This window comes from Mesorhizobium monacense (assembly GCF_056781675.1).
Window position 1 is genome coordinate 3851682 of the sequence record NZ_CM165567.1, and the last position, 12951, is coordinate 3864632.

8 protein-coding genes are annotated in these 12951 nt (G+C 57.0%); 4 read left to right on the plus strand and 4 right to left on the minus strand.

What is annotated here, in order from left to right:
* Window position 1: 1 nt before the first annotated feature.
* From AC1RUK_RS18830 to AC1RUK_RS18845, 4 genes are read left to right on the plus strand one after another with little or no spacing between them, the layout of a single operon-like run.
* A complete protein-coding gene (locus tag AC1RUK_RS18830) occupies window positions 2-1228 on the plus strand; it encodes an ABC transporter ATP-binding protein (RefSeq protein ID WP_481834422.1) in 1227 nt (408 codons plus the stop codon).
* The gene (locus AC1RUK_RS18835; RefSeq protein WP_481834421.1) at window positions 1225-2781 is read left to right on the plus strand and encodes a class I SAM-dependent methyltransferase; all 1557 of its coding nucleotides are present in this window, start codon (window positions 1225-1227) and stop codon (window positions 2779-2781) included. The genes AC1RUK_RS18830 and AC1RUK_RS18835 overlap by 4 nt, the downstream gene beginning before the upstream one ends.
* Window positions 2778-5651 (plus strand): glycosyltransferase family 4 protein, encoded by a 2874-nt coding sequence (locus tag AC1RUK_RS18840; RefSeq protein ID WP_481834420.1) that lies wholly within the window; start codon window positions 2778-2780, stop codon window positions 5649-5651. The genes AC1RUK_RS18835 and AC1RUK_RS18840 overlap by 4 nt, the downstream gene beginning before the upstream one ends.
* A gap of 36 nt (window positions 5652-5687) precedes the next feature.
* On the plus strand, window positions 5688-6758 hold the full coding sequence (locus AC1RUK_RS18845) for a class I SAM-dependent methyltransferase (protein WP_481834419.1): 1071 nt from the start codon (window positions 5688-5690) through the stop codon (window positions 6756-6758).
* A 397-nt stretch (window positions 6759-7155) separates the two neighbouring features.
* Here AC1RUK_RS18845 and AC1RUK_RS18850 read toward each other — a convergent pair whose 3' ends face one another.
* The 4 genes from AC1RUK_RS18850 to AC1RUK_RS18865 all read right to left on the minus strand — a co-directional run bounded on the left by AC1RUK_RS18850 (window position 7156) and on the right by AC1RUK_RS18865 (window position 12837).
* Window positions 7156-8352, minus strand: a complete 1197-nt coding sequence (locus tag AC1RUK_RS18850) for an acyltransferase family protein (protein WP_481840078.1) — start codon at window positions 8350-8352, stop codon at window positions 7156-7158.
* 35 nt (window positions 8353-8387) lie between these two features.
* Window positions 8388-9014, minus strand: a complete 627-nt coding sequence (locus AC1RUK_RS18855) for an acetyltransferase (protein ID WP_481840079.1) — start codon at window positions 9012-9014, stop codon at window positions 8388-8390.
* Window positions 9011-10255, minus strand: a complete 1245-nt coding sequence (locus AC1RUK_RS18860; RefSeq protein WP_481834417.1) for a glycosyltransferase — start codon at window positions 10253-10255, stop codon at window positions 9011-9013. Before AC1RUK_RS18860 ends, AC1RUK_RS18855 begins: the two co-directional genes overlap by 4 nt.
* Before the next feature lie 371 nt (window positions 10256-10626).
* Complete coding sequence (locus tag AC1RUK_RS18865; RefSeq protein WP_481834416.1) at window positions 10627-12837, minus strand: glycosyltransferase; 2211 nt, start codon at window positions 12835-12837, stop codon at window positions 10627-10629.
* Between the last annotated feature and the right edge of the window lie 114 nt (window positions 12838-12951).

The window sequence follows — 12951 nt, forward strand, 5'->3', positions numbered from 1 at the left end:
CATGACCGTGCTTTCCGTCAGTCATTTGTCGAAACGCTATGCAAACTATGCGAGCAACCTCGAGCGATTTGCGGGCTGGTTCGGTGCGCACGTCGAGCCGACGGAGGAATTCTGGCCGGTCAAGGACATCTCGTTTTCGCTGTCGGCAGGAGAAGCGCTCGGCCTCATCGGGCAGAACGGCGCCGGCAAGAGCACGCTTTTGAAGCTGATCACCGGCACGGTGCGGCCGACCGAGGGCACGGCGCATGTCGTCGGCCGCATCAGCGCCATCCTCGAACTCGGTCTCGGCTTCAATCCCGAGTTCACCGGACGGCAGAACGCCTATCATGCCGGCGGGCTGATGGGCCTCTCACAGGCGCGCCTGGCCGAGCTGATGCCGCATATCGAGGACTTTGCCGAGATCGGCGAGTTCTTCGACCAGCCGCTGCGAACCTATTCGAGCGGCATGCAGGCGCGGCTGGCCTTCGCGCTCGCCACCGCCGAACGGCCGGAGGTGCTGATCGTCGACGAGGTGCTTTCGGTTGGCGACAGCTATTTCCAGCACAAGAGCTTCGACCGGATACGCAGTTTCAGGGCCGCCGGCACCTCGATCATCCTGGTCACCCACGGTATGGGCGATGTGAGAGCATTGTGCGACCGTGTAATTCTGCTGGACAAGGGACAGGTGCTGAAGGACGGGCCGCCGGACGAGGTCGTCGACTACTACAACGCCCTGATTGCGACCAAGGAGAACGCGAAGCTGACCATCGAGCAGCGGCGCGAAAAGGACGAGTGGCTTTACAGCAGAAGCGGGACCAAGGCAGTGGCCGTTGAATCGGTGACGCTGCTCGACAGCGACAGCGGGGGGCAAATCAGGACCGCCGTTTCGGGGCAGACCGTGACGATTCGGGCGCGGATTGTCGCCAAGGAAGATGTCCCGGAGCTTGTCATCGGTTTCATGCTGAAGGACCGCGCCGGCCATACCGTCTGGGGAACCAACACCTGGCATACGGGCCAAGTTCTTTCCAACCTCTCGGCCGGCGACAAGGTCGAATGCCGCCTGCGTCTCTCCTGCGCCCTTGGCCAAGGCTCATACGGTCTTTCCATATCGCTGCACACGGGAGACGTGCATATCAACAACAATTTCGACTGGATTGAAAACGTCGAGGTTTTCGACGTCATCAATTCGAGCCAGCCATTTTTCATTGGGACAAGCCGTCTTGAACACGCGTTTGAAATCACTCGATGAAAAAGAACTTTGACGATTTGTACAAGGCGTTCGAGGACCGCTTCCGGGGTTCGCGAGAACTCATAACGGAGCGGCTGACGATCTATTTGCCCTTGTTGGAGCAGGTGCCGCGGCAGGCTGAAGGGCCGACCCTGGCAGTCGATCTCGGCTGCGGACGGGGCGAATGGCTGGAGATACTCACCGAGTCCGGGTTCGATGCGATAGGCGTGGATACCAATGCGCGCATGGCGCAGGAGGCCATCGACAACGGCCTCACAATCGAATTGCAGGACGCGCTCGAATATCTCGGCGGCAGGCCGGACAACAGCGTGGCCGTCATTTCGGCCTTCCACATGGTCGAGCATGTACCGACCGATTACCTGATCGGACTGCTGGATGAATGCCAGAGGGTGCTGGCCGAAGACGGCCTGCTGATCCTGGAGACACCCAATCCGGAAAATATCTCGGTCGGGACGCATACTTTCCACCTCGATCCGACTCACAAAAGCCCGCTGCCCCCCGATCTTCTTGAGTTTCTGGTGGAACAAGCGGGCTTCTCGGAGACAGCAATCGTCAGGCTGAACGGCGCGCCGATGATCAACGCGGGCCCCATCGAGCGAAGCATTCATCTCATGTTCGAAGTGGCGCGTGACTATGCCTGCCTGGCAAGAAAACGTGATAAACAAGCTGCGGAAGAACCAGACTCGCTTGCCGCCTTTGTCCAGTCAGTGTCACAGCCGGCCCCCACCGACACCGGAAAGCTAAAGGAATGGCTCCGTTCCGCCGATGACGAGATCGTGGGCATATCGGAAGGGGTCAAGGCAACGATGTCCTCCAACGCGGACCAACTTCGCCAATTGAGCGACAATCTCACTGCCCAGTCGAAGCTGTTGCGAACAGGAAATATTGCCCTGAGGAACACGGTGGCTTCTCTCGGCAAGCAGCTGACTGAAATAGTCAGAGACAAGGCGGTAGCCACGCGCGATGGCGAGATCGAGCGTCTTCGTCTGCAGATTGCCGAAGCGGAGGTTGCCAAGGCGGAACAGTTGGCCTTGAAAGAGACTGCCATCCAGGAGCGGGATGATGAAATTGACCGCCTCCACCAGCATGTTGCGGATGCAGATACCGCGAGCACGGAGCTGCTGGCTCGCAAGGAAGCCGCCATCCGCGAGCGTGATGCCGAAATTGCCCGGCTAAGCAAAAAAGTCACGAGTGTCGAGGAACGGGCTCAGCAGCTGGCAGCCCAGATCACCGCGTTTCAGAACTCGACCTCATGGAGAGTTGCAGCGCCAATGCGTGGTCTTGTCTACGGCTCTCGGGCTGTGGGTCGACTTCCAAAGGCAAATGCCCGGCTTGTGATGGTGCATGGGTTGCTGTGGTTGCGCCGAAGGCCCAGGATCGCCGCATTTGTCCAGCGCATGGTGCGGTTCGTTCCGCCGGTCGAACGCCGTCTCCTGGCGTTCGCACGAGCAAGCAGCGGTTTCGTCCCCATCGACACGGGTTGGACGCTTGAACCTGACCCGGTTGCTCTTGGCGTGTGGCGCAAACGTCTCGAGACCGGAAGGTCGGCATGACCAACACACAGCCCTTGAGACTCTGGGTCGACGGCCAGTGTCTCCAGACGCATAGCCGCAAGCGCGGGATCGGACGCTACGTATTGGATCTGCTGAGCGCCCTTTCGACTGACGAAAGCAGCATCGAGCTCTCGGTTTCGCTGAATGCCGCGATGCCTGACGCCACAGTTGCTGCGCGATCGCTGCTTTCGGGCATCGTGCCATCGGAGCGCATTCACGTCTGGCACGGGAAAGTCGAAGGCGGTGAAGCCGACTACGGACACACGCCATGGCGCAGTCGTAGTGAGATGGCCCTCGTCCATCATGTCAATCAGCTCAATCCAGACGTTGCCTTGTCTGCCAGCCCGTTCGAAGGCGCAGTCGACCCCGCGATCCCCTACCTCGGAGGGTCATTGGCGGCGGTCAGAACGGCAGCCCTGTTTTATGATGCGATCCCGTTCAGGTTTCCGCACAAATACATTCGCGATCTTCGTCAACGGGAATATTATCATCGGCGTCTTTCCAGCTACAAGAATTTTGATCTGGTGTTCACCATTTCAGATTTTTCTTCTCAAGAATTTCGACATTTCGTCCAGTCGTCAAAAGAGACATGCATCGGCACAGGAATATCTGAAAGCTTTGTTAAATGCATCAAAGATAGCTCGGGTGAAAGCCCAATTGATGGGAAATACGTTCTTTACGTTGGCGGCTCAGATTGGCGCAAGAATCTTGAAATAGTTCCATCTGCATTTATGAAAATTTCCATATCATTGCAGGAAAACTTGAAGTTCGTAATCGCCGGAGAGATTACCGACCGAGAAGAGATTGAATACCGCAAAAATTGGGAATTGCACAACTTATCTTCTGACCGACTCGTATTCGCAGGCGCAGTCGATGACAGAACGCTGGTTCGTCTTTACAAAGGGGCGCTTGCACTGGTCCAGCCGTCGTTCATGGAAGGCTTCGGGCTGACTGCGCTGGAAGCAATTGCCTGCGGAACGCCTGCAATCGCGGCCAGAACGGGCGCACTTCCCGAAGTTGTCGGAGACGGCGCATTGCTCTTCGACCCCGCGTCACCTTCGGATCTTGCGGAGAAAATAGAAGCGGTAGCGGCAGGCAAACTCGACGCGCGAAAGCTGGAAGAACTGGCGCGGGATAGAATTGACACGTTCAGTTGGCGAAAGGTCGCAGAGCGCGTCGTTCAGGGCTTGCACGGGCTCGACCGCCACACGGCTCCGCAGCAGGTTGACCTGGTCAAGGCGCTTGGCGTCAAGAAAGGTGATGAAACGGACCTGGCGACCCTGATGGCCCTCGCCGAGCCGGAAGCCACGAAGCCGCGCCTGCTGGTGGACGCGAGCGCAACACTGATAGACGACCACAAGACTGGCATTCAACGCGTTGTTCGGCGGATCTGTGAAAATATGTTCCCGCCCCGGTCGAGCGACGAGGGCAAGTACATCTCGTTCTGCGACGACGAATCCGGCTGGTACTTTGCAAGAGAATGGACAGCACGCCCGCCGTCGAAGCAACCATCGAACCGTATCCAGCCACACGCCGGCGACACCGTCTTGATGCTAGACAGCTCGTGGCCTTTCCACACCCTCCATCCGGCATTTCTTCGCCCGGTCCTGATCAAGGGCGGCGAAGTCATATCCTGCCTCTACGACACGGTTCCCCTGCGCTCGGCTGCCTTTTGCCATGAAGGCATGCCGCCCATTTTCAGTGCATGGTTTCAAACCGCTCTCGCCTATTCGACCGGATTTGTCTGCATCTCGCGCGCGGTCGCCGACGAACTGCTGGAATTGCTCGCAGGCATCCAGTTTCCACGCCGCATGAAGGTCGGCTACTGGCATCTCGGCGCGGATTTCGCAACCGACCTGTCCTCACCCAAGCCGGCTCGGCGGAACATGGCCGTGGCCCGTCCTCGCTTCCTGATGGTCGGAACGCTGGAGCCCCGCAAGGGCCACCGCGTTGCATTGGAAGCCTTCGAGGCATTATGGGCCGATGGTTTCGACGTCGAGCTGGTTATCGTCGGAAAGATCGGGTGGGGCATCTCGCATCTGGCCGACCGTATTCGGCGCCATGCGGAATTCGGCAAGCGTCTTCACCTACACGAAAAGGTTGGCGATACCGACCTGGCCGCTCGGTACAGCGAGTGCGAAGCCTTGATTGCGGCCTCCTTTGCCGAAGGTTTCGGTCTGCCCATTGTCGAGGCAGGCCATTTTGGCAAACCGGTGCTGGCCAGTGACATTCCCGTGTTCCGCGAAGTGAGCAAGGGGGCAGCGGAGGCGCATTTCTTCAAGGTCGGCTCGCCTGCCGCGTTGGCTGCGGCCGTTAAGAGTTTTCTGAATCGTACGTCCGGTGACACGCCTCCCCATGCGTCTTGGCCAACCTGGTCCGAAAGCGCAGCGCAGCTGGAAGATATTGTTGTTGGGCAGAACTGGTACAAGCTCTACGAGCCACGATCGCCTAGGCCTTTCACACAGCTCACCGACCTTGGCAACACACGGGTCGCAGCAGCCCTCGATGAGGAGCAGCGTGCCCATCGCCTTGAACTTGTGGAAGGTCCCTACAGGACCGATGATGGCACGGGATTGAAGATCGTTGTCAATGTGACCAACCTTTCCGGGACAGCCTGGTCGAGCCTCGGCCCGACCGACGGCCACATGGGAATAGCGCTGGGCTATCATGCGTTCGACGCCGCTGGCGAACTCCTCCAGTATGACCAAGCGCGCACCTGTATTCCATTTGTTCTGGTGCCGAATGATACAATCTATCTGGCCGTCAACGTCCCCGCGTCGCTTAGAGAACGTGGTGCCGCACGCGTCGATATAGAACTCGTCCAGGAGGGCGTCCGTTGGTTCGGCAGCCCCCTTCGCGTGGCTTTGTAGCCAGATGGGGGCTGGCTGGATAGGAAGCAGAAACGCATGATCGCACGCAGCGATGTCATTGCCGGCTACAAGCAACTCCTTGATCGCCCGCCTGAATCGGATGAGGTTATCTCCGCGCACCAGGCAGCCCACCGGGATGTCGAGGCGTTTCACGACAGCATCAGACAGTCGTCCGAATACCTGGCGAAAAACAGAGCCTCGGCCGGGAATCCGGTCTCGTCCGTGCAGCCATCAAATTGGCTGCACGGCAAGGCAATTGGACCAGGCAACCTCGATACCTTCATTGCCTGTTCCGACAGCCTCGGGCCTCCAAGTTCTCCGCAGGTCGAGCAGTTCTGGCGTGGCATGAAATATCTGCCCGAGACCAGAGTAAACCAGAAGCTGGATCCGTTCGGGTACGAATATGTCGCTCAGCAGATAGCCGTATATCGGGAGATCGCGCGGCGCGACATCAACCAAGATGTAAATGAACTGACCGACTTCGCGATGGCGGACCACATTGCCGGCGCAAATCCCTACACCCATCAGCCGCCTACGGCGGTAGCGCTGCATGTCGGGCGTGCCGCGCGGGCCATCCAGTATTCGGGACTACAGATCGGCGCCCATGTTCTGGACATGGGTTGCGGCTGGGGTACGAGTTGCGAACTGATGGCCTTCAGCGGACTCGAAGTCACCGGTCTCGACATTAATCCGCGCTTTGTCGAACTGGTGAACACCAGGGCGAAGCGGATCGGCCACAAGGTCAGCGCCGTTCAAGGCAGCTTCGAGACCATTCCCGGCGACGGGCTTTATGACGCCGTGCTTTACTATGAGAGCCTGCACCACGCGATAAAGCCATGGGAGACGCTGTCGCTCGTGCACAGCAGGTTGAAACCAGGCGGAAAGCTCATGCTGGCGGGCGAGCCTGTCAACGATATCTGGAAACACTGGGGCATTCGCACCGACCCACTGTCGGTCTATTGCATCCGCAAATTTGGCTGGTTCGAGAGCGGATGGAGCGCCGATTTCATCTCGAAATGCGTGAAGCGGTGCGGCTTCGAGATCGACCATTTCGCGGAAGAGCCGGGTTCGATCGGCTGGATCATGATCGCCCGCAAACAGAACTAGACACGCAGACTTACTCCGCCTCAGGGCACCGTCACCTCCTAGGGTGTTGACACAGGAGAAAAACCAGCAAAATTATGTGCTTAGGTCTATCCGAGAGCTACTCACGGGTGACACACATGGTGCCTGCGATGAGCTGTCCAATAAGACACCGTATGACCGGCGTGTACTGGTTTCGAAAGCGCGTACCGGCCGACATTGCGGTGCTAAGCGGCCGCAACCAGGTCACTCGCGCAATTTCATCGCTGACCAGCGGGATCACCAAGCGCCCCGCCGGTTTCGGCGCCGGTGAGCGCCAGAGCCTCGCCAAAGCCGATCCTGCCGCTACGACACGATACTGAGCGTCACAAATGAGATGGCATTTCGCCCTTCCGACGGGGTTCGGTCGATCAATCTTGCATCATGGTTGGACTGAAGGCGCCGGTAGCTCCTTCGCAGAGCCGGGAGTCAGCAAACGGTGATCGAATTCATGCAAGTCATGTGACTGGATGGGCTTCGTTTTGCTTAGACCGAGTTGTGTCCTGTTCGTTGGGCTGAATACTCGTCGGCCAAGGTTTATAAAGGGGCGCTCTACGTAGCGCTCGGATAGCTCGGATAGTGGGATTGTTATTGCCGTCACTATCACTCCAAACAGCACCCCGAAGACGGCGTAATTTCTCGCAATCCAGTCCCAGCCCAGCGTTGCAACGACGAGAGGCAAAAGCGCCGACAATACGACGGGATGGATCAGGTAAAGCCCGTAGCTGATACGGCCCAACCTTGTCAGCATCGGGTTGTGAAAAGCGTGGTGCTTCACTTGGCTCTGGAACAGAACCGTGACCGCGAAGAACGAAAGGGCCAACTCGGCTATTAGAGCTCTAATATCTGCAATGGGGAGCGAAAAACGGATGCCAATCATTGCGATCAGCGCAGCAAACACGATCCATCCAGGGAGTTTTCCGGCCTCAGAGTCGGCCATCGCGGGAACCAGCATTCCCAGAGCAAACGATGGAAGGGCTACGTTCATTAGCCCTGGTGCAAAAGGCGCGCCGAGGAACAAGCGACTGGTCGCCCAAAACAGAAACAACACAGGAGCGATATTGCCCAATAAGCTGCGACCGAACGCGATCAACAAGATGAAAGGGACCATAAGCATCTCGGCTTGCAGGGTCCATGTAGCGCCATTGACATGGTTCGTTAGGAGTAGGCCGTTTTCAATCATCTGCCGCGCAGTGAACGGTACAGAGGAATGGCTCGGCGGATACACCCAACTCAGCAATCCGAAGCCAGCGATCATTACGACCAGGGCGGGATAGATTCGTAATATCCGACGTGCCATGAACCTTACAGCGGTCCCGAGATTGAAAGTTTCTTCCCTCTCAAGCGAGGCCATCAGAACGGCTCCACTTAGGATGAAAAAGAGGTTTACCGCCATCCCGCCGGCGAAAACAGAAAGCAGGGCTCTGCCGGCAATGTCGGCGCCAGATACTGATGACAAGGGTACGTTCAGCACCTGAGGCACGAGATGGGGATTGGCTATATGGATGCAATGATGGAATACGACGCAGAGTGCTGCAATTCCGCGCAGGCTATCCAGCCTAAGGTTGCGAGTTGACATCGGTGATTCCTTGGGGACGATCCGCCCGAATGCGCCTAGCTGCACCGGTTTTTTATAGGGCGCGCTGGCGTTCCTACGTACGTACCTGGCGAAGTGATGTGGTCGACTACCGTTGCTCCAGCTCCGACAATTACGTCATCGCAGATTGACACTTTGTCGATGACCGTGGCGCCTGCCCCAACGAACACGTTCGAACCGATACGTCCACGTCCAGCAATCGTTGCGTTGACGGATACGTGAGAGAAGTCACCGACTTTGCACTCATGCTCAACAATTGCGCCGGTGTTTATGATTACGCCGCGGCCGACCAGCGCCCCTGGCCCTACGTGGGCGTGATGGCATACGAGCGTCCCTTCGCCCATCTCAGCCAGGACCCCGATAGTAGCGGTTGGCGAGATCAGCGTCGCGACGGGCAGGCGTCGCTGCTCCCACACAGCTCTGCGACCCAGATTGTCGCCGATCGCGGGGAAGATCCTCCAACCAGGCGCCAACTTTGCTGGCAAAACGCTCACAACGCGGAATCCAGCGAAAGCTTCATTCGGCTGGGCATTTGCATCAACAAAAATCAGATTTTTGACACCAGCGCTCAAGGCTATATCGGCGACACTACGCGCATGGCCCCCAAAACCCAGCACATAGATACCGTCCAATAGGAACGTCACTTCGCCGCCACCTTCTGTCGCCCGGCCAACTCGTCGAGAATACGCAGGTGCTCTTCGACGACATCAGCCCAAGATCGCTTTGCGAGCACATCGTCATAGAATTTTCGCTGTTGCTGGTAGAGGCTCGTCCGGTTCTGAATGCCCCATTCTATCTTTTCGCCCAAGGCTCTCCAGTTATAGGGGTCGAAGAGCGATGCTTCCCTTAGTGTCCGATCTTTTATTATTTCTCGGGTCACCTCGATATCGGCCATAATTGCTGGCGTGCCCACGGACAACGCTTCGGTAAATGTGAAGGGCATCCCGCCTTCTGAAAGGCTTGGATTCACCGCGAGATCCGCGAGCTTGTAGCAAGCCGCAAGCTCTGGCTCGGTCAGCCCGTGAACGCATAGCACGTCCGATCGTAAGTTGTGCTGGTCCAGAAAAATCCTAACGCTCTCATACTGGCTGAAGCCAGTTAGGATGAGCTTATGCCCGATCCTTCTCTTGCGGAGGAGCCATTCATAAGCACGAAGCAGCGTTATTACGTTCTTGGATGGTCGAAATTGACTAGCGTAAAAAAGGAACTGCACTTTCGGATTGCTGAAGGTACTCGCATACCCTGCGAGGCTAGCCTTTCTGATGGCGCCTAGCAGCAGCATCTCGGCATAAGCGCGCCCAGTTGCGTCGTTGTCGGGAAAACCGGTGATCGTAATAGGGCGGCTCAAGTCGTTCGGGGCGTGGGGTATCATCCGAATTGCACTGGGATCAATTCCAAACTTCTCAACAAGAATCCCACGCTTGATGTGCTCGCTGTACGTGACGAAATTCTCATTTCGACGAATAGTGGTTGCTACGGTCTGGTACGCATGCTGCATCGGAACGCCGCCGAGCCTCGCAAAGCCTACAGGAAATTCTGCGAGAACAACGTCAGGCACACAGGTTAGGACCGGTGCCTTCAACTCCGTCACCTTGGGCCAGAAAGCGGCTGGTGTGTACCAAGCGCCGATGTCATTCTGTCTATTCCCACTTTGGATCATCAAAGCGGTTTCCCGTTCCAGCATTCCTTCGTACAGCCTGAAACGCAGGCTGGAGGGCGACACTAGGCCGAGTGCAGCCACGCTTCGCCACAGTCTGCTTCGAGCCTGTCTGAACCAAGAGCTGATGGCGGTACGGGTCCGCCTCACCAGGCGCATCCCAAGAACCATAGCGGTGATGGGAATTGCCAAGGACACGCAGTATGCAGCAAAGGCAATCAGGGCCATGAGACTCCGCGTGCTTGCAATACGGCCTCTCAGCCATTCAGCGTGCGCAACCGCTATGGGATAAAGCCTGTCTCGAACCGCCTGAAAACGTTTGCGAGGCCGCTTAGTCTCTCTTCGTCGCTGCAGCAGTTGATAAATGCGATATAGCAGTGGTGTCTGGTCAGGGCCGACAAGGCTGTAGGCCTGGCGCGGAATCTCGGCTTCCATGCATAGCGTTATCAAGGCCTCTCGAGACCAGCTCGGGCAAAGGATTGCGAAATGAGCATCACCTCGGTCCGTAGCCGCCTTTAGAAACGAGGACAAATAGCGTCCTAGTCCCTCTGTTCGAAGATCAATGGAGGGCGCGTATGCTATGAAAATTCCGTACTGCTTCATAGGAATTCGCGTATAACGTGCCAATAGTGGGGAGCCAGGCGTCGGACGCTCTGATCGGCGAGTTGTTTCTCGGTCGCCAAAGAACGCTGGCGCTCCGCCAAATTGACTTCCATCGCATGCAATTGGGCTGCCATATCTTCAGGATCTTCCTGGTCCATGAAACTCAGGCCGAGTTGGAATTGGCGGTCCATTTCGCGCATCGCGGGATAATCGCTTGAGAGAGATGGAACGCCGTAGTGGGCTGCCTCTATGATGCTAAACGTGCCGTTGTCTAGCTCCGTGGGATGCCAGAGAAACGCCGATGCAGAGAGTTCCCTCCGATAAGCTTCGTCCGACAGCTCACCCAGAAACTTAACCCGTTGCCGAAGAGCGCGGCTGGCTGCAACGACACGGTTGAGCCCATCAAGGTGTGGTAGCTGGCTTTTGGTGATCTCGCTTGAGCCAAACCCCGTGACATGACAACTCAGCGTGCCCTCGTAAACCTCATAGTAAAGCTGCAATGCAGCCAGTGCTCTGCGATGGTTCTTGTGCGCTGCCAAGTTGGTGCTCCACAGGAAATGGGTAGGTTCAGCCCTTTGGCCGTTTCGCGTGGCCGTGCCCTTTTCAGGCACTAGCATAGGCACCTTGGTAACACGGCGAGGATCGATGCCCGCATATTGAAGAGCGTCCTGGCGGGTGAACTCCGTCGTTACCAGGACGTGACTGGCCAATCGGTTGGCCAGCAGAATCTGCTCCTCAACATGCGTGACCTTATAGTGACGCTGCAGATAATCGAAGACGCTCAGGATCGCAGGCCGCATTGGCAAGAGCGGCAGCGACAATCTATCGGAGATCACGATCCACAGATCACAATCACCAAGCTGCTTTATTCCATCGTCTATTGCTAAATATCTTTCGTAGACTGGCTCCCAGTCAGCGTGACCGTCAAACATCATCGCTGTTTTCGCCTCTGCCTTGTCCAAGACATTCCAAGTGAACGTTCTGGTGGTCACGGAGGACGGCAAATCAGACCAATCCTTTGGTGAGTATGCAGAAGGTAGATCAAGATGGAGCAATACGACTTCTACACCTTCTCCGGCTTGCTCCGCGCCCTCGGAGATCGCCTCCGCGAGCAACTTTGCAGCACGCAACGTCCCTCCGCGGTAGACGATAGGAAGGATAATCGCTATCCGCTTTTTCCGCGATGGCAGACCATTTTGCCCCGCTTTGGTGGCCTGCAAGCGTTCAACAACATGTGTCAGATTTTTCCGCCATGCGCTCTCGAGCCTATCCGGCCTCATAGCATCGAGCAGCACCCTCTGGCTCTTCCGGATATCGTCGGCAAGGCGGTCGTCGCCCTGCAACAGCCTGTGAATCTTGGATTTTGCCTCGGCTACTGTTCGAGCTCTGCCGGGCAGGCTGATTCCTCCAAGCTCATCGAGCATACCATCAGCCATGAAGACCAACGGCATGCCGGCACGCACCGCCTCGAACGGGTGATAGTGGATATGACGAGGCTCGCGGGAATGGTAGTACATCACGCGCATCTCCCGCATGTGCCGTTCGTGCAATTCTTTCGGGACAAAGCCCAGCACATTCGGATCCCCGACAGCTATCGGCTGGCTCCCGCCGATCGCATAAGGCAAACCGGCAAAATCGCGCTTAAATTCGTCGAAGATCGCTCGGTAGTATGGGTTGAAGCCGATGTCGGGACAAACAAAGAAGACCCGGCGGTCACTACCCGTCCATCCCTCCTGTAGATCGGCCGACGACAGACCCAGAGGGAGGTAGACAGTTCGCCTGCGAAGGAAATCATCCTCTACTGCATGCAAATCTTTGTAGGCTTCCCCGAACCAAAAACGATCACCCATCCTTTCAACGGTTTTCAGTCCATGGGTGAAATGTTTGCGAATTTTCGAATAGCTATTCGCTCGCTCAAGCCCATAGGCCCGCCATATGGCCGCCCCCTGAAAGTGAGCGGAAATGCTCCCCAACGCCTCTGAGGTGTGAACAATGAAAAAGAGCAATGAAAAATGGCGGTTGGCTACCGCCCAGGCCTCGCGCCCCGGATCCCCATACCAATCTGCAGCGTTTAGAACAGCCAGATCACTGGGAGGTATGGTCAAGTTTTGATCTTCAGAAAAGTCGAGCGACGCGCTACGAAAGCTCGGATCAACTGGATAGATTTTCGGAAGAAAGATTTCGTTGAAGCCGCATGCCTTGAGCATTGGGATCTCGAAGCGACGAGCCGCGCTATGGTTCAATAGCCACATGGCCCGAGGCATTCTCACAGTATCTGAGTGCGCGCCGGAAACGGAAGCCAAGCTGGGTGAAATGTCGGG

Bases quoted from the DNA above. Each gene is read 5' to 3' on its own strand.
- AC1RUK_RS18845 (WP_481834419.1), top strand. From the start codon at position 5,688: ATGATCGCACGCAGCGATGTCATTGCCGGCTACAAGCAACTCCTTGAT.
- AC1RUK_RS18850 (WP_481840078.1), bottom strand. From the start codon at position 8,352: ATGTCAACTCGCAACCTTAGGCTGGATAGCCTGCGCGGAATTGCAGCA.
- AC1RUK_RS18860 (WP_481834417.1), bottom strand. From the start codon at position 10,255: ATGGCCCTGATTGCCTTTGCTGCATACTGCGTGTCCTTGGCAATTCCC.
- AC1RUK_RS18830 (WP_481834422.1), top strand. From the start codon at position 2: ATGACCGTGCTTTCCGTCAGTCATTTGTCGAAACGCTATGCAAACTAT.
- AC1RUK_RS18865 (WP_481834416.1), bottom strand. From the start codon at position 12,837: ATGCTCAAGGCATGCGGCTTCAACGAAATCTTTCTTCCGAAAATCTAT.
- AC1RUK_RS18835 (WP_481834421.1), top strand. From the start codon at position 1,225: ATGAAAAAGAACTTTGACGATTTGTACAAGGCGTTCGAGGACCGCTTC.
- AC1RUK_RS18840 (WP_481834420.1), top strand. From the start codon at position 2,778: ATGACCAACACACAGCCCTTGAGACTCTGGGTCGACGGCCAGTGTCTC.